At 67.2% G+C, this 17,335-nt stretch carries 15 protein-coding genes; 6 read left to right on the top strand and 9 right to left on the bottom strand.

Annotated features, from left to right (window positions below):
- Positions 1–36 precede the first annotated feature (36 nt).
- The 5 genes from IB261_RS11155 to IB261_RS11135 all read left to right on the top strand — a co-directional run bounded on the left by IB261_RS11155 (position 37) and on the right by IB261_RS11135 (position 7,550).
- The gene (locus IB261_RS11155) at positions 37–1,461 is read left to right on the top strand and encodes a sigma-54 interaction domain-containing protein (protein ID WP_192383085.1); all 1,425 of its coding nucleotides are present in this window, start codon (positions 37–39) and stop codon (positions 1,459–1,461) included.
- Positions 1,462–1,784: 323 nt separating this feature from the next.
- Positions 1,785–3,035 carry an OprD family porin gene (locus tag IB261_RS11150; RefSeq protein WP_192383086.1) on the top strand — a complete coding sequence of 417 codons (1,251 nt, stop codon included), beginning with the start codon at positions 1,785–1,787 and terminating at the stop codon, positions 3,033–3,035.
- A 93-nt stretch (positions 3,036–3,128) separates the two neighbouring features.
- The gene (locus tag IB261_RS11145; protein ID WP_192383087.1) at positions 3,129–4,520 is read left to right on the top strand and encodes a GntP family permease; all 1,392 of its coding nucleotides are present in this window, start codon (positions 3,129–3,131) and stop codon (positions 4,518–4,520) included.
- 202 nt (positions 4,521–4,722) lie between these two features.
- The gene (locus IB261_RS11140; protein WP_192383089.1) at positions 4,723–5,493 is read left to right on the top strand and encodes a 3-hydroxybutyrate dehydrogenase; all 771 of its coding nucleotides are present in this window, start codon (positions 4,723–4,725) and stop codon (positions 5,491–5,493) included.
- Positions 5,494–5,594: 101 nt separating this feature from the next.
- A complete protein-coding gene (locus IB261_RS11135) occupies positions 5,595–7,550 on the top strand; it encodes an acetoacetate--CoA ligase (RefSeq protein ID WP_192383091.1) in 1,956 nt (651 codons plus the stop codon).
- A 237-nt stretch (positions 7,551–7,787) separates the two neighbouring features.
- Here IB261_RS11135 and pcaC read toward each other — a convergent pair whose 3' ends face one another.
- The 9 genes from pcaC to IB261_RS11090 all read right to left on the bottom strand — a co-directional run bounded on the left by pcaC (position 7,788) and on the right by IB261_RS11090 (position 16,308).
- Entirely contained in the window at positions 7,788–8,186 is a 399-nt protein-coding gene (gene pcaC / locus IB261_RS11130) for a 4-carboxymuconolactone decarboxylase (RefSeq protein WP_151186614.1), read from the bottom strand.
- A gap of 133 nt (positions 8,187–8,319) precedes the next feature.
- Positions 8,320–9,123 carry a 3-oxoadipate enol-lactonase gene (gene pcaD / locus IB261_RS11125; RefSeq protein ID WP_192383093.1) on the bottom strand — a complete coding sequence of 268 codons (804 nt, stop codon included), beginning with the start codon at positions 9,121–9,123 and terminating at the stop codon, positions 8,320–8,322.
- 9 nt (positions 9,124–9,132) lie between these two features.
- The gene (locus IB261_RS11120; protein WP_494515530.1) at positions 9,133–10,458 is read right to left on the bottom strand and encodes a 3-carboxy-cis,cis-muconate cycloisomerase; all 1,326 of its coding nucleotides are present in this window, start codon (positions 10,456–10,458) and stop codon (positions 9,133–9,135) included.
- 190 nt (positions 10,459–10,648) lie between these two features.
- Positions 10,649–11,854, bottom strand: coding sequence for a 3-oxoadipyl-CoA thiolase (gene pcaF, locus IB261_RS11115; protein ID WP_192383096.1), 1,206 nt, complete (start codon positions 11,852–11,854; stop codon positions 10,649–10,651).
- Entirely contained in the window at positions 11,851–12,633 is a 783-nt protein-coding gene (locus IB261_RS11110) for a CoA-transferase subunit beta (protein ID WP_081516605.1), read from the bottom strand. Before IB261_RS11110 ends, pcaF begins: the two co-directional genes overlap by 4 nt.
- Positions 12,633–13,481: a CoA transferase subunit A gene (locus tag IB261_RS11105; protein WP_081516604.1), complete on the bottom strand. Its 849-nt coding sequence runs from the start codon at positions 13,479–13,481 to the stop codon at positions 12,633–12,635. Before IB261_RS11105 ends, IB261_RS11110 begins: the two co-directional genes overlap by 1 nt.
- A 393-nt stretch (positions 13,482–13,874) precedes the next feature.
- Positions 13,875–14,807 carry a catechol 1,2-dioxygenase gene (gene catA, locus IB261_RS11100; RefSeq protein WP_192383097.1) on the bottom strand — a complete coding sequence of 311 codons (933 nt, stop codon included), beginning with the start codon at positions 14,805–14,807 and terminating at the stop codon, positions 13,875–13,877.
- 47 nt (positions 14,808–14,854) lie between these two features.
- Positions 14,855–15,145, bottom strand: a complete 291-nt coding sequence (catC, locus tag IB261_RS11095; protein WP_081516603.1) for a muconolactone Delta-isomerase — start codon at positions 15,143–15,145, stop codon at positions 14,855–14,857.
- Between the two features lie 41 nt (positions 15,146–15,186).
- On the bottom strand, positions 15,187–16,308 hold the full coding sequence (locus tag IB261_RS11090) for a muconate cycloisomerase family protein (RefSeq protein ID WP_192383099.1): 1,122 nt from the start codon (positions 16,306–16,308) through the stop codon (positions 15,187–15,189).
- A 148-nt stretch (positions 16,309–16,456) separates the two neighbouring features.
- Here IB261_RS11090 and IB261_RS11085 point away from each other — a divergent pair, with 148 nt between their 5' ends.
- Complete coding sequence (locus tag IB261_RS11085; RefSeq protein WP_192383100.1) at positions 16,457–17,329, top strand: LysR family transcriptional regulator; 873 nt, start codon at positions 16,457–16,459, stop codon at positions 17,327–17,329.
- The last annotated feature ends 6 nt before the right edge of the window (positions 17,330–17,335 follow it).

Below are 17,335 nucleotides of genomic sequence, written 5' to 3'. Positions count from 1 at the left end.
AGTGCGCTCTCTGCCCTTCTCGCGCACGGCCCCCCGATGACCGATTCCGACAGCCTCAAGGACTACCCCAGCGTCCGCCAACTGGCGATCCGCTCGCTGTTCGAGATCTTCGAGCAGTTCAGCGAAGGCACGGTGATAGTCGACCGCGAGGCGCGCATCGTCTGGATCAACCAGCGCTACGCCCAGCGCTTCGGCCTGGACAGCGCCGAGCAGGCCGTCGGCCGCCCGGTGGAACAGGTGATCCCCGGCAGCCTGATGCGCGAAGTGGTCAGCAGCGGCCGGCCGATGCTGCTGGACATCCTCGACATGGCCAAGGACCCGCTGGTGGTCATGCGCGTGCCGATCCGCGACGATTCAGGCGTGGTCATCGGCGGCATCGGCTTCGCCCTGTTCGACGAACTGCGCGCACTCTCGCCGCTGCTCACCCGTTACCAGCGCATGCAGGCCGAACTGGCCTCGACCCGCTCGCTGCTGCAGGCGCGCCAGGCCAAGTACAGCTTCGCGCATTTCATCGGCACCAGCCCGGCCAGCCTGGAAGTGAAGCGCCGCGCCCGCCGCGGCGCCGCCAGCGAGGCGCCGATCCTGCTGCTGGGCGAGACCGGCACCGGCAAGGAACTGCTCGCCCATGCCATCCACGCATCTTCGCCACGCGCAGACAAACCCTTCGTCAGCCTCAACGCCGCCGCCATCCCCGAGACCCTGCTGGAAGCCGAGTTCTTCGGCACCGCACCGGGCGCCTTCACCGGCGCCGACCGCAAGGGCCGCGCCGGCAAGCTGCAGATCGCCCAGGGCGGCACGCTGTTCCTCGACGAGATCGGCGACATGCCGCTGACCCTGCAGAGCAAGCTGCTGCGCGTGCTGCAGGAAAAGGAATTCGAGCCGGTGGGCTCCAACGAGGTGCTGCGCAGCGACATCCGCCTGATCGCGGCCACCTCCATCGACCTCGACGCCGCCGTGCGCGAAGGGCGTTTCCGCGCCGACCTGTTCTACCGCATCAACGTCCTGCCCATCGAGATTCCGCCGCTACGTGAGCGCCTGGAAGACCTGCCGGCGCTGTGCGAAGCCATCCTCGACGGCCTGCGCGACGACCGTCAGACCCTCTTCGAGCTGGATGCCGGCGGCCTCGCCCTGCTTGCCCGGCACGCCTGGCCGGGCAACGTGCGCGAACTGCGCAACCTGCTGGAGCGCACCGTGCTGCTGGGCGACCGCCCGCAGATCGATGCCGCTGCCCTGCGCTCGGCGCTGGGTGAGCTGCAACCGTTGCCGGTCGGCACAGCAGCGCCGTCAGCCAGGCTGGGCGAAGGGCAGGATTTCTATGCGGCACGGGATGCCTTCGAGCGCGAGCTGATCGCCAACACCCTGGCCGAGCAGGCCGGCAACGTCGACGCCGCCGCGCAGCGCCTCGGACTGGGCCGTTCCACCCTGTACAAGAAGATGGCGACACTGGGTCTGCAATCCTGACCCGCCAATCCCGAAACAGAGACAAGTCTCAAAAACGAGACAAGCCAGTTTCTCCACAAAATCACTGCCCCCTGGCATAGCCTTGCGGAAATCCGTCTCCATTCAGAGACAAACGATACCCATCAGCAGTCGATTTTCTCAAAATAAGACTTGAAAATCATATAGTTACAATCCTGGCACGGTCCTGGCTATGTCGCCTCTCGCGGCCTTCGCGCCGCACAGCCGACATAACAACAATCAACGCTGCCCGAACGCGAACAGACCCCAGCGGACACCACGGCTAGTCCCGCTTCGCACACGGCGCCGCGCCAGGAGATCACCCGATGAGCCGTACCGCCATTCTGGCCGCCCTCGGTTCCACCCTCGTCCTTTCGCCCCAGGCCTTCGCCGAATTTCTTGCCGACAGCAAGGCCAGCGTCGAACTGCGCAACTTCTACTTCAACCGCGACTTCCGCCAGGACAACGCCGCGCAGTCCAAGCAGGACGAATGGGCGCAGGGCTTTCTGCTGCGCTACGAATCCGGCTACACCGAAGGCACCATCGGCGTGGGTGTGGATGCCCTCGGCCTGCTCGGCGTGAAGCTGGATTCCAGCCCCGACCGCGCCGGCTCCGGCCTGCTGCCGCGCGCCAAGGACAAGGTCAACGGCGCGCCGGACGACTACAGCGAGCTGGGCCTGACCGCCAAGCTGCGCGCCTCAAAAAGCACGCTGAAGATCGGCACCCTGTTGCCCAAGCTGCCCACCGTGCTGGCCAACGATTCGCGCCTGCTGCCGCAGACCTTCGAAGGCGCGCACCTGAATTCCGCCGAGTTCGCCGGCCTGACCTTCGACGGTGGCCGCCTGCGCCAGGTGAGCCAGCGCGACTCGTCCAACCGCGAGGACATGACCGTCACCAGCGGCAGCGCGCGCGGCATCGTCGCCACCGACACCAGCGACCAGTTCGACTTCGCCGGCCTGAGCTACAAGTGGACGCCGCAACTCACCACCGGCTACAGCTACGCCAAGCTCGACGGGCTCTACGACCAGCACATCGTCAACCTGGTGCACGTGCTGCCCGTCGCTGCCGGCCAGTCGCTGAAGACCGATCTGCGCTACGCGCGTTCCGACGACGACGGCCACAGCAACGTCGACAACCGCGCCTTCGGCGCGATGCTCACCTACACGCTGGGCGGCCACGGCTTCGGCGCCGGCTACCAGAAAATGAGCGGCGACACCGGCTTCGCCTACATCGGCGGCACAGACGCCTTCCTGGTCAACTTCGTGCAGATCGGCGACTTCGCCAACCGCGACGAGAAGTCCTGGCAGGCTCGCTACGACTACGACTTCGGCGCCCTCGGGGTTCCCGGCCTGACCTTCATGACGCGCTACCTGTCCGGCGACAGCATCGAGCTGGGCGCGGGCAAGCCCGAAGGCAAGGAATGGGAACGCGACACCGATATCGGCTACGTGGTGCAGAGCGGCCCGCTGAAGAACGTCGGCGTGAAGTGGCGCAATGCGACGGTGCGCTCCAGCCACTTCGGCAACGACCTGGACGAGAACCGCCTGATCCTCAGCTACGTGCTGCCGCTCTGGTAACCAACTGACCGCCTGACTCCTGATCGTCAAGCAAGCCCACTACAACAAGAACGACGCGCGGCTCCTGGCCGCGCGACAACTGGAGATACTTCGATGAGCGTGGTCATCGCCCTTGCGGCCCTCGCCCTGCTGATGCTCGCCGCCTACCGCGGCTACAGCGTGATCCTCTTCGCCCCCATCGCGGCGCTGCTCGCGGTGCTGCTGACGGACCCTGCCGCCGTCGCCCCGGCCTTCACCGGGGTGTTCATGGAGAAGATGGTCGGCTTCGTCAAACTCTACTTCCCGGTGTTCCTGCTCGGCGCGGTGTTCGGCAAGCTGATCGAGCTGTCGGGCTTCTCGCGCTCCATTGTCGCCGCCGCCATCCGCCTGCTTGGCACCAGCCAGGCGATGCTGGTGATCGTGCTGGTCTGCGCCCTGCTCACCTACGGCGGCGTCTCGCTCTTCGTGGTGGTGTTCGCGGTCTATCCGTTCGCCGCCGAGATGTTCCGCCAGAGCAACATTCCCAAGCGCCTGATCCCGGCAACCATCGCCCTGGGCGCGTTCAGCTTCACCATGGACGCCCTGCCCGGCACCCCGCAGATCCAGAACATCATCCCCACCGCCTTCTTCAACACCACCGGCTGGGCCGCGCCCTGGCTGGGGGTGATCGGCAGCCTGTTCGTCTTCACGGTGGGCATGCTGTTCCTGCGCCGCCAGGCCGGCAAGGCGCGCGCCGCCGGCGAGGGCTACGGCAGCGAGCTGCGCAACGAGCCGGAAACCGCCGACGACATCCGGCTGCCCAACCCGCTGCTGGCGCTCTCGCCGCTGGTGCTGGTGGGCGTCGCCAACCTGCTGTTCACCCACTGGATTCCCCAGGTCTACGGCAAGACCCACAGCCTGCAACTGGCCGGCATGGCCGCCCCGGTGGCCAGCGACGTGGCCAAGCTGACCGGCATCTGGGCGGTGCAGGCGGCGCTGCTGCTGGGCATCCTGCTGGTGCTGGTGACCAGCTTCACGGTGATCCGCAGCAAGCTTGCCGAGGGCAGCAAGACCGCCGTGGGCGGCGCACTGCTGGCGGCCATGAACACGGCCTCGGAATACGGCTTCGGTGCGGTGATCGCCTCGCTGCCGGGCTTCCTGGTGCTGGCCGATGCGCTGAAGAAGATTCCCGATCCGCTGATCAACGAGGCCATCACCGTCACCACCCTGGCCGGCATCACCGGCTCGGCGTCGGGCGGCATGAGTATCGCCCTGGCGGCCATGTCCGAGCAGTTCATCGCCGCCGCCCACGCCGCCAACATCCCGCTGGAAGTGCTGCACCGGGTCGCGGCCATGGCCTCCGGCGGCATGGACACCCTGCCGCACAACGGCGCGGTCATCACCCTGCTCGCGGTCACCGGCCTGACCCACCGCGAGGCCTACAAGGACATCTTCGCCATCACCCTGATCAAGACCCTCGCGGTGTTCGTGGTGATCGGCACGTTCTACGCCACCGGCATCGTCTGAGAATCCGCTTGTGGCTAGCTGCGCGTCGGCATAACTGCGTCAAAAGCAGGCGATGGCTGCTCATTGACTACACGTCAACTCCGCGTCCTCGCCTGCTTTTTCCTTGTTCTGCTCTAGCTCGCAAGGCCACAAACGAATTCTGGGCAATCCAATGTTTTGATAGTCGCAGCAATGCGGCCAACCCGTTCCAGAGGAGATTTGCATGACTCTCAAAGGCAAGACCGCACTGGTCACCGGCTCCACCAGCGGCATCGGCCTGGGCATCGCCGCGCGCCTTGCACAGGCGGGTGCCAACGTGGTGGTCAACGGCTTCGGCGATATCGACGCGGCGGTACGCGAGCTGTCGGTACACGGCACGCGTATCGGCCACCACGGCGCGGACATGGCGCAACCCGAACAGATCGCCGAGATGATCGCCTACGTCGAGCGCGAGTTCGGCGGCCTCGACATCCTGGTCAACAATGCCGGCATCCAGCACGTCGCGGCGCTGGAGGAGTTCCCCGTGGAGCGCTGGAACGCGATCATCGCCATCAACCTCTCCTCGGTGTTCCACACCACCCGCCTGGCGTTGCCGGGCATGCGCCAGCGCGGCTGGGGGCGCATCCTCAACATCGCCTCGACCCACGGCCTGGTCGCCTCCGCCGGCAAGAGCGCCTACGTGGCCGCCAAGCACGGGGTGATCGGCCTGACCAAGACCACCGCCCTGGAAACCGCTACCAGCGCCATCACCTGCAACGCCATCTGCCCCGGCTGGGTGCTGACGCCGCTGGTGCAGCAGCAGATCGACGCGCGCATAGCGGCCGGTGTCACACCCGAACAGGCACGCCACGACCTGCTGGCGGAGAAGCAGCCGTCGCTCGACTTCGTCACCGCCGACCAGCTGGGCGAGCTGGCGCTATTCTTGTGCTCTGAATCCGCCGCCCAGGTCCGCGGCGCCGCCTGGAACATGGATGGCGGTTGGGTCGCGCAGTGATCCACCCGCAGCGGCGAAGCACTTCCGGCGACGCTTCGTGTCAAGATGATGGGGGCCGCTGGTCGGCGGTGCCCACCGTTCCTTCGCTGGAGTCGTCGTCAATGAACCCACTGCTCTGGACACCCTCCCCCGAACGCATCGCCGCCACCCGGATGGACGCCTTCCGCCGCAAGGTGGCGCAGCAGCACAGAGTCGACCTGCCCGACTACGCCGCATTGCATGCCTGGAGCATCGCCGAGCGCGAAGCCTTCTGGCTGGCCATCATCGACACCTTCGGCGTGCAGTTCCACGAGGCACCCACGGCGGTCCTCGAGGAAGGCCCGGAAATGCCCGATGCGCGCTGGTTCCCCGGCGCCACCCTGAACTTCGCCGAACACCTGCTGCGCCGTCGCGACAACAAGCCGGCGCTGATCGCCATCAGCGAGGATGAGCGTCGCGAGGTGATCAGCCATGCCGAGCTGGCCGCCCAGGTCGCCGGCCTGCAGCGTGCACTGCGCGAAGCCGGCGTGGGCGTCGGCGACCGCGTCGCGGCCTTCATGCCCAACACCTGGCAGACCGTGGTCGGCATGCTCGCCACCACCAGCCTCGGCGCCACCTGGTCGAGCTGCTCGCCGGACTTCGGCACCCATGGCGTGATCGACCGCTTCGGCCAGATCGAGCCCAAGGTGCTGATCGCCTGCGCCGGCTACCGCTACGCCGGCAAGATGCTGGACCTCAGCGCCAAGCTCAACGAAATCCTCGCCCAGCTGCCCACCCTGGAGCAGCTGGTGATCGTCCCCTACGCCAACGGCCACGCGCGACGCAGCGACTTCCAGACGCCGGCACGGGTCAGCCTCTGGCAGGACTTCTTCCACAGCGGAGGCGAGCCGGTATTCACCCCGGTGCCTTTCGACCACCCGCTGTACATCCTCTACTCCTCCGGCACCACCGGCGTGCCCAAGTGCATTGTCCACGGCGCCGGCGGCGTGCTGCTGCAGCACCTGAAGGAGCACGGCCTGCACGTCGACCTGGGCAACGACGACACGCTGTTCTACTACACCACCTGCGGCTGGATGATGTGGAACTGGCTGGTCTCGGGACTCGCCGTCGGCGCGACGCTGGTGCTCTACGACGGCTCGCCCTTCCACCCCGGCCCCGAGCGCCTGATGGACCTGATCGACGCGGAGAACATCAGCGTGTTCGGCACCAGCGCCAAGTACATCGCCGCACTGGAAAAGGCCAACGTGCGGCCGCGCCAGAGCCACTCGCTGGAACGTCTGAAGACCCTGCTCTCGACCGGCTCGCCACTGGCCCACGAGAGCTTCGACTACGTCTACCGCGAGGTGAAACCCGACCTCTGCCTGTCGTCGATCTCCGGCGGCACCGACATCGTTTCCTGCTTCGCCATCGGCAATCCGACCCTGCCGGTGTGGCGCGGGGAAATCCAGTGCAAGGCACTGGGCATGGCGGTGGAAGTCTGGGACGAGGCCGGCAGACCGGTGCGCGGCGAGAAAGGCGAGCTGGTCTGCGTGCGGCACTTCCCGTCGATCCCGGCGGGCTTCTGGAACGACGAGAACAACGAGAGATTCCTCGATGCCTACTTCGCCACCTTCCCCGGCGTCTGGGCCCACGGCGACTACGCCGAGGAAACCGAGCACGGCGGTCTGGTGATCCATGGCCGTTCCGATGCCGTGCTCAACCCCGGCGGTGTGCGCATCGGCACCGCGGAAATCTACCGCCAGGTGGAGAAGATCGAACAGGTGCTGGAGTCCATCGCCATCGGCCAGGAGTGGCAGGGCGACGTGCGCGTGGTGCTGTTCGTGCGACTGCGTGACGGCGTGGAGCTGGACGAAGCGCTGCAGGAACGCATCCGCCAGACCATCCGCAGCAACACCACCCCACGCCATGTGCCGGCGAAGATCCTCGCGGTCAGCGACATCCCGCGCACCATCAGCGGCAAGATCGTCGAACTGGCGGTACGCAACGTGGTGCACGGCCAGCCGGTGAAGAACACCGACGCGCTGGCCAACCCGCAGGCGCTGGAGTTGTTCAGGGATCGCAAGGAGTTGGAGAGCTGAGGCCTTTCAGCATGGGCATCGCTTCGCTCCACCCATCCTGCGAGAGCTCGATTGACCTGCAGGAGCGGGCCCATGGGGCGCTCCTGCGGGATCGGATCGTAGGGCGCATAACCTGGAACAGGTTATCCGCCGGCAAATCCTGCGGCGGATAACGCTGGCGCGTTAGCCGCCCTACCAGAGCGGCCCGAGCGTCAGCCAATCAGTCACCGCCCGGATGCGTGGTCCGGGCGGCACTGATCAGGCGTCGCCCAGCGACTCGGTGCCCAGCTCGTCCCACACCGCCTCGGCGAGGTGGAAGGTGGCGTTGGCGGCCGGAATGCCGCAGTAGATCGCACTCTGCAGCAGGACTTCCTTGATCTCTTCGCGGGTCACGCCGTTGTTGCGCGCGGCGCGCAGGTGCAGCGTCAGCTCGCCCTCGCGGTTCATGCCAATCAGCATGGCGATGGTGATCAGGCTGCGGGTGTGGCGCGGCAAGCCGGGGCGGGTCCAGATGTCACCCCAGGCATGGCGGGTGATCATTTCCTGGAACTCTTCGTTGAAGGTGTTGCGCTTCTGCAGGCTGCGGTCGACGTGGGCGTCGCCCAGCACCGCGCGGCGCACCTGCATGCCGGCTTCGTAGCGTTCTTTCTCGTCCATCTGGTAACTCCAAAGTGAACCTGTAGGAGCAACTGTCTTTCTCTGAAAACTCGTGCCTGGGTTTCCCCTCTCCCCCAAGCACAGTACTTTCCAGGTAAGCGGGCCCATGGGGCGCTCCTACAAGGGAAGGCAATCAGGCGCGCAGGAAGTCCAGCACGCGCTGGCTGAAGGCATCGCCGGCCTGCACGTTGGACAGGTGCGCGGCGCGGAATTCCGCCAGCTCGGCGCCGGGAATGCGCGCCTGCAGGAAGCGGCCGTCCTCGGTGGTGGTCACCGGGTCGGCAGCGCCGCAGACCACCAGGGTCGGCGCAGTGATCGCACCGATCTCACCACGGAAATCGGCATCACGCACAGCCGCGCAGTTGGCTGCGTAACCTTCCGGCGAGGTCTGCGCCAGCATGCCGACGATAGGCTCGACCTTGCCCGGCTCAGCTTCGGCGAAGTCGGCGGTGAACCAGCGCGAGATCGAAGCATCACGCAGATTGCGCATGGCCTCGGCGCCGCCGCTGAGCACGGTCTCGATACGCGGGTTCCAGACTTCCGGGGTGCCGATCTTGGCGGCGGTGTTGCACAGCACCAGGCGCTCGATGCGCTCCGGCGCATGGATGGCCAGCCACTGGCCGATCAGGCCGCCCATGGACAGGCCGCAGAAATGCGCGCGCGGGATGTCCAGAGCGTCCAGCAGGGCCAGCACGTCGCGGCCATTCTGCTCGATGCTGTACGGGCCGGGAGTGACCAGCGAAGCGCCGTGGCCACGGGTGTCATAGCGCAGCACGCGGAAGTGTTCGGCGAAGGCGGCGACCTGCGCGTCCCACATGTGCAGGTCGGTGCCCAGGGAGTTGGACAGCACCAAAACCGGAGCGTCGGCGGGGCCTGAGAGTTGCGGCCCTTCAAGTAAGTAATTCAGGTCGCCATCGGCGAGACGTACGGCAGGCATGCAAGGCTCCTATGGGGATTCTTTGCGCAAGGAAAGTGCGTGGTGTTCGGCCAGCGCGCGCTCGACCCAGCGACGCGCCTGGCCCAGGTAATGGGCGGGATCGAGCAGGCGATCCAGTTCCCCGGCATTCAGTTGGGCGGCGACTTCGGCGTTGGCGCCGAGCACCGCGCGCAGGTGTGCACCCTCCTTCACCGCCTGCTTGCAGCACTGCTCCACCAGGTGGTGTGCCGCGTCGCGGCCGATGCGCTGGGCCAGGGCGATGCTCACGGCTTCGGCGAGCACCAGGCCACGGGTCAGGTCGAGGTTGGCCAGCATGCGCTCGGCATCCACTTCCAGGCCCGGTACCAGGCTCAGTGCCTGTTGCAGCGCACCAGAGACAAGGCAGCACAGCTCCGGCAGGCTTTCCCATTCGGCGTGCCACAGGCCGAGGCTGCGCTCGTGCTCCTGGGGCATGGCGGCGAACAGGGTCGAGACCAGGCCGGGCGCGCGGGTCGCCGCGCCAATCAGCACGGCGGCGCCCACCGGGTTGCGCTTGTGCGGCATGGTGGAGGAACCACCCTTGCCCGGCGCGGAAGGCTCGAAGACTTCGCCGGCCTCGGTCTGCATCAGCAGGCTGAGATCGCGGCCCAGCTTGCCCAGGCTGCCGGCGATCAGGCCGAGCAGGCTGGCGAACTCCACCAGGCGGTCGCGCTGGGTGTGCCAGGGTTGTTCGGGGAGTTGCAGGTCCAGCTCTTCAGCCAGCGCTTCGGCCACGGCGAAGCCCTGCTCGCCCAGCGCGGCGAGGCTGCCGGAGGCGCCGCCGAATTGCAGGCACAGCAGGCGCGGCTTGAGTTCGCTCAGACGCTGGCGATGGCGGGTAATCGCACCCAGCCAGCCGGCGATCTTCATGCCGAGGGTGACGGGCGTGGCGTGCTGCAGCCAGGTGCGGCCGACCATGGGCGTGCCGGCGTGGGCTTGTGCTTGTACGGCGAGCGCGTCGGCCAACTGGGCGAGGTCGCCTTCGAGCAGCTCGATGGCGGCACGCAACTGCAGGACCAACCCGGAGTCCATGGCGTCCTGGCTGGTGGCGCCCAGGTGCACGTAGCGCTCGGCTTCGGCGTCCTCGGCGGCGATACGCTTGCCCAGCGCCTTCACCAGCGGGATCGCGGAATTACCGGCGCTGCAGATGGCCTGCGCCAGTGCAGCGAAATCGTAGAGTTCGGCGCGGCAGGCGGCGGCGACGGGCGCCACGGCGCTTGCCGGGATCACACCCACGCGGGCCTCGGCACGGGCCAGCGCGGCCTCGAAGTCGAGCATGCCCTGCACCCGGCCGAGGTCGCTGAAGATCGCGCGCATGGCGGGCTGGGTGAAGTAGGCGTCGAACAGAAGGTTGGTGCTCACGAGGTGGCTCCGGAGATCGGCGGGCGTTGTCGGACAGTATGACCGGAGAGTTGCCTTTCGTAGGGCGCATAACGCGCCAGCGTATCCGCCGACCCATGGCCGGCGGATAACCTGTTCCAGGTTATGCGCCCTACAAGGCCAGAGGTCAGACGCGCTCGACGACCAGCGCCACGCCCTGCCCTACGCCCACGCACATGGTGCACAGGCCAAGCTTGCCGCCGGACTTCTGCAGCTGGTGCACAGCGGTCAGCACCAGGCGCGCGCCGCTGGCACCCAGCGGGTGGCCGAGGGCGATGGCGCCGCCGTTGGGGTTCACCCGTACGTCGTCATCGGCGATGCCCAGATCACGGGTCACCGCCAGACCTTGCGCGGCAAAGGCTTCGTTCAGCTCGATGGCATCGAACTGGTCGACCGACAGGTTCAGGCGTTCCAGCAGCTTGCGCACCGCCGGCACCGGGCCGATTCCCATCACGCGCGGGGCGACACCGGCGCTGGCCATGCCGAGCACCTTCGCGCGCGGCGTCAGGCCGTGTTTCTTCACCGCCTCGGCGCTGGCGAGGATCAGAGCCACGGCACCGTCATTCACGCCGGAAGCGTTGCCGGCAGTGACGGTCTTGCCTTCGCCGTTGACCGGCTTGAGCTTGGCCAGCGCTTCCAGGGTGGTGTCCGGGCGCGGGTGTTCGTCGGTGTCGACGACGGTCTCGCCCTTGCGGCCCTTGATCACCACCGGGACGATTTCCTCGGCGAAGTAGCCGTTGGCCTGGGCGACGCCGGCACGCTGCTGGCTGCGCAGGGAAAAGGCGTCCTGGTCGGCGCGGTTGACGTTGTAATCGTCGGCCACGTTGTCGGCGGTCTGCGGCATGGCGTCCACGCCGTACTGCGCCTTCATCAGCGGATTGATGAAGCGCCAGCCGATGGTAGTGTCCTCGATCTTCTGACCGCGGCCGAAGGCGCTGTCGGCCTTGCCCATCACGTAGGGCGCGCGGGACATGGACTCGACGCCGCCAGCGATGACCAGCTCGGCCTCGCCGCTGGCGATGGCGCGGAAGCCGGTGCCTACCGCGTCCAGGCCCGAGGCGCAGAGACGGTTGAGGGTCACGCCCGGCACGCTTTCCGGCAGGCCGGCCAGCAGCAGCGCCATACGCGCCACGTTGCGGTTGTCCTCGCCGGCCTGGTTGGCGCAGCCGAGGTAGACCTCGTCCAGCGCGGCCCAGTCGACTTGCGGGTTACGTTCCAGCAGCGCCTTCACCGGCACGGCGGCGAGGTCGTCGGCGCGCACACCGGAGAGCGAGCCGCCGAAGCGACCGATGGGCGTGCGCACGGCGTCGCAGATGAAGACCTCGCGGCTCATTCCTCACCTCCCAGCTGGCCGTGGGCGGCGGCGGTGCGGGCTTCGAGGGCGCGCAGGGCTTCCAGCTCGACGTCGGTCGGCGCGACGGTCTCGGTCACCTGCTCGGCGAAGCGGATCGCCCAGCCGGTGTTCTCGACCACCTGCTCGCGGGTCACGCCCGGGTGCAGGGTGGTGACGATGAATTCGTTGCTGCCGGCTTCCGGCTCCATGATGCACAGGTCGGTGATGATCGCCACCGGGCCCTTGCCTGGGAGGCCGAGCTGCTTGCGATGGTCGCCGCCCTCGCCGAAGCCGACCGAGGTGATGAAGGCCAGCTTGTCGACGAAGGTGCGGTGGGACTGCTTGAGGATGATCAGCACTTCCTTGGCGGAACCGGCGATCTCCGGTGCGCCACCGGCGCCGGGCAGGCGCACCTTGGGCTTGTTGTAGTCGCCGATTACGGTGGTGTTGATGTTGCCGAAGCGGTCGACCTGGGCTGCGCCGAGGAAGCCGACGTCGATGCGCCCGCCCTGCAGCCAGTAGCGGAAGATCTCGCCGGTGGGCACCACGGTGTCGGCGGTCTCGGCCAGCTCGCCGTCACCGATGGACAGCGGCAGCACGCTGGGCTTGGCGCCGATGGGGCCCGATTCGTAGATCAGGACCACGTCCGGCGAGGCGGTCAGACGCGCGAGGTTGGCGGCCTTGGACGGCAGGCCGATACCGACGAAGCAGACGGCACCGTTCTTCAGGCGGCGGGCGGCGGCCACGGTCATCATTTCATTGGTGCTGTAGGCGCTCATTACTTGGCCTCCGCGAGCTTGGCTTTGAACTCGTTGAAATCTTTCGTGCCGCGGATGTAGGTATCGATCCAGGCGTTGAAGGTGTCGCGGTCGCGGGCGATCGGGTCCCAGGCCTGGTAGAAGCGGTTGTCGCGTTCGGAGTAGCCGTGGGCGTAGGAAGGGTGCGAACCGCCGGGCACCAGGCAGACGGCGGACAGTGCCCAGGTCGGCAGCACGCAGGAGTTCATCGGCGCATTCAGGTCGTCGACGATTTCCTCGACGGTGACGATGCAGCGCTTGGCGGCCAGGGCGGCTTCCTTCTGCACGCCAAGGATGCCCCACAGCAGCACGTTGCCCTTGCGGTCGGCCTTCTGCGCGTGGATCACGGTGACGTCCGGACGCACCGACGGCACGGCAGCCAGTTGCTCACCGGTGAACGGGCAGTTGATGAACTTGATGTTCGGGTTGACCTTCGGCAGGTCGGAGCCGGCGTAGGCGCGCAGCACGGCGAACGGCAGGCCCGAGGCGCCGGCGACGTAGGAGTTGGCGAGGTCGGCGTGGCTGTGCTCGTCGATCTCCAGCTCCCGCGGCCAGCCCTTCTCCACCGCGTCACGCAGGCGATGCAGCGAACCGACACCGGGGTTGCCGCCCCAGGAGAAGGTCAGCTTGCGCACGCAGCCGGCACCGATCAGCAGGTCGTAGACCAGGTCGGGGGTCATGCGCACCAGGTGCAGGTCTTTCTTGCCCTGGCGGATCAGCTCGTGGGAGGCAGCGGTCGGGATCAGGTGGGTGAAGCCTTCGAGCGCGACGGTATCGCCGTCGTTGACGAAGCGCTCGACCGCTTCGCGGAGAGTCAGGAGTTCAGCCATGGTCGGTCTCGTTGTGTAGGGGGTGCCGATGGGAAAACAGTACCGTCGGGGGGATGGGCGAACAATGCGATAATCGACTATTGGTGCGAATATCGAACACTTCTCTTAGGGGGCTAACGGCTGGTTTTCACGGGATCGGAGGTGTCTGAAGGTGGACGCGGACGTTGTCCGCGGGTCGCGGGCATGGCCCGCTCCTACAGTGTTGGCACAGCGTTGATCTGTAGGAGCTGGCCATGCCTGCGACAGCCCGAGCTGCGGAGCATCAGGGCGCTCTGCGTAGGATGGGTGGAGCGCAGCGATACCCATGCGGTCGGTGCACGGATCGATGGGTATCGCTGCGCTCCACGCCATCCTACGTCGGGGTTACCGGCAAAGTCGGAGCGTTGGCGGGAATCAGGCTTCCTGCAAGGCGCGGGGACGGTTGCTGCGGTCCTCGGCATCGGCAGAAACCGCCTGCTGCAACTGGAAGTCGAACTCGATCTCGGCGAAGCGCCCTTCCACGCCGCGCGCCTTGGCGGCAGCCGCGTCCTCGACAAAACGCACCTCGCCGATCAGTCCGTCACGGGTGGCATAGGCGAAGTCGTCCCACAGGTATTGGTCGCCGGCGAGGTTGATCTGCGTGGTCAGGTGGCGATGCCCCGGTGCGGAGATGAAGAAGTGGATGTGCGCCGGGCGCTGGCCATGGCGGCCAAGCTGATCGAGGAGCTCCTGGGTCGGGCCGTCCGGCGGGCAGCCGTAGCCGCTGGGCACGATGCTGCGGGCCTTGTAGCGGCCTTCGGCGTCGGTGACGATGCGCCGGCGCAGGTTGAACTCGGACTGGGTGCTGTCGAAGTACGAGTAGGTGCCCTGGGTGTTGGCGTGCCAGAGGTCGACCACGGCGCCGGCCAGCGGCTTGCCCTGCGGGTCGAACACGCGGCCGGAAAGGAACATCACGGTGCCCGCGTCCTTGCCGTCATCCATCCGCGCTTCGCCTTCGGACAGCGGCGCGCCGGCCACATACAGCGGGCCTTCGATGGTGCGCGGGGTACCGCCGCCGATGCCGGCAGCCGCGTCCTGGGCATCCAGCAGCAGGTCGAGGTAGTGCTCGACGCCGAGGCCGGCGACGACCAGGCCGGCTTCCTGGCGGGAGCCAAGACGGTTGAGGTAGTCCACCGCTTTCCAGAATTCGTCGGGAGTGACGTTCATGTCTTCGATGAGTTTCGCGGTGTCCTGCAGGATGCGCAGGACGAGGTTCTTCACGCGCGGGTTGCCCTGGTCATTCAGGGCGCCGCTGGCCTCTTCGAAGAACTTCTGGATGTCGGCAGTCTGGGAAATCTTCACGGTCATGATGCGATCCTCAAGTCTTGTTCTTGTTGATTCGTCCGGGACGTAAATCAGCGGTCGTCGGTATGGATCGAGGACGGATGGCGGCAGAGCCCGTCGACCTCGATGTCCATGTAGGGGAACAGCGGCAGCTGCATCAGGGTGTCGTGCAGCTCCTCGACGCTGGCGAGGTCGAACACGCTGTAGTTGGCGTAGTGCCCGGCGATGCGCCACAGGTGGCGCCACTTGCCCTCGCGCTGCAGGCGCTGGGCCAGCTCCTTCTCGTCGGCCTTGAGCTGGGCGGCCTTGGCCGGGTCCATGTCGACGGGCAATTTCACGGTCATCTTCACGTGGAACAGCATCGGGTCTTCTCCTCTATCGGGCAGTCGGAAAGGGTTGCAAATCAGTGGCGGCGGAAGCGCGCCAGGCGCTCCTCGTCGAGGGTCAGGCCCAGGCCGGGCGTGCGCGGAACGTGCAGCTGGAAGTCGCGGTAGACCGGCGCCTCGGTGACGATTTCCTCGGTGAGCAGCAGCGGGCCGAATAGCTCGGTGGCCCAGGTCAGCTTCTCCAGGGTGAGGAAGGCGTGGGCCGAGGCCAGGGTGCCGACCGCGCCTTCGAGCATGGTCCCGCCGTACAGCGCGATGCCGGCGGCTTCGGCGATCTGCGCAGTGCGCAGCACGGCGCGCGGGCCACCGTTCTTGGCGATCTTCAGGGCGAAGATGCTGGCGGCGCCGTCAGCGGCGAGGCTGAAGGCGTCGGCCACGCTCTCGATGGATTCGTCGGCCATGATCGGCGCCGGGCTGCGCTGGTTCAGGCGCACCTGGCCGCTGCGGTTGATGCGCGAGATGGGTTGTTCGACGAGGTCGATGCCGTTCTCGCCGAGCACCTGGCAGCCACGGATGGCCTGGGATTCGTCCCAGCCCTGGTTGACGTCCACGCGCACGCTGGCGCGCTCGCCCAGTGCCTTCTTGATCGCCACCACATGCTTGAGGTCCTGCTCCAGCGGGTTGGCGCCGATCTTCAGCTTGAAGATGCGGTGGCGGCGGATGTCGAGCATCTGCTCGGCTTCGGCGATGTCGCGGGCGGTGTCGCCGGAGGCCAGGGTCCAGGCCACTTCGAGACTGTCGCGCAGCCGACCGCCGAGCAGCTCGCTGACCGGCAGGCCGAGGCGCTTGCCCTGGGCGTCCAACAGCGCGCTCTCGATACCCGAGCGGGCAAAGGTGTTGCCCTTGATCGACTTGTCCAGGCGCTGCATGCAGGCGTTGATGTTGCTGGCGTCCTGGCCCTTGAGCAGCGGCGCGAAGTGCGCGTCGATGTTGGCCTTGATGCTTTCCGGGCTCTCGTTGCCATAGGCCAGGCCACCGATGGTGGTGGCTTCGCCGATGCCCTCGACGCCGTCGGAGCAGCGCAGGCGGATGATCACCAGCGTCTGCTGCTGCATGGTGTGCATGGCCAGCTTGTGCGGGCGGATGGTCGGCAGGTCGACGATGATCGACTCGATGCGTTCGATGACGGGGCTACTCATGGACGGCGTTCCGGTCTGGGATTTGTGGGTGGGCCGGGCCGCATTGCGGCGATACCCGACAGGTCTTTTCACGATTGACGAAGGATTGCGCCGGGGCCTGCAGGCAGTCCAATATCGTTGCCATCTTGTTGCATACCCTGGAGGTATCATGGAGCTGCGACACCTGCGCTACTTCCGCGAAGTGGCCGGCACCCTCAACTTCACCCGCGCCGCCGAGCGCCTGCACATCGCCCAGCCGCCACTGAGCCGGCAGATCCAGCAGCTCGAGGAACTGCTTGGCGTAGCGCTGCTGGAGCGTGGCCGACCGCTGCGCCTGACCGACGCCGGGCGCTACTTCCACGAGCAGACCGGCACCCTGCTGGCGCAGCTGGAAAGCATCTGCGAGAGCACCCGGCGCATCGGCCAGGGCGAGCGCCAGTGGTTCGGCATCGGCTTCGCGCCCTCGACGCTGTACGACGGCTTGCCCGAGCTGATCCGCGAGTTGCGCGGCGACGCCGCTCTGGAGCTGGGGCTGCAGGAAATGACCACGGTGCAGCAGGTCGAGGCGCTGAAAAGCGGGCGCATCGACATCGGCTTCGGGCGCATCCGCATCGACGATCCGGCGATTACCCAGCAGGTCTTGCGCGAGGAGCCGATGGTCGCCGTGTTGCCCGCCGGCCATCGCCTGCTCGGCACGCCGCTGAGCCTGGAACAGCTGGCCGGCGAGGACTTCGTGCTCTACCCCGCCAACCCGCGCCCCAGCTACGCCGACCACGTGCTCGCGCTGTTCGCCAACCACGGCCTGAGCATCCGCGTGGCGCAGTGGACCAACGAATTGCAGACCGCCATCGGCCTGGTCGCCGCCGGCCTGGGCGTGGCGCTGGTGCCGGCGTCGGTGCAACAGCAGCACCGCGCCGACATCGGCTACGCCACGCTGACCGACGCCGGGGCGGTCTCGCCGATCATCCTCAGCCAGCGCCGCGGCGACGTCAGCGCGCCGCTGCAACGCTGCCTGCAACTGATCGGCGCAAACCTGCCGTAAGGGCAT

Origin of the sequence: Pseudomonas sp. PDM20, assembly GCF_014852575.3 — a bacterium.
GTDB lineage: Bacteria > Pseudomonadota > Gammaproteobacteria > Pseudomonadales > Pseudomonadaceae > Pseudomonas.
This window is presented reverse-complemented; position numbering and strand designations above follow the sequence as displayed.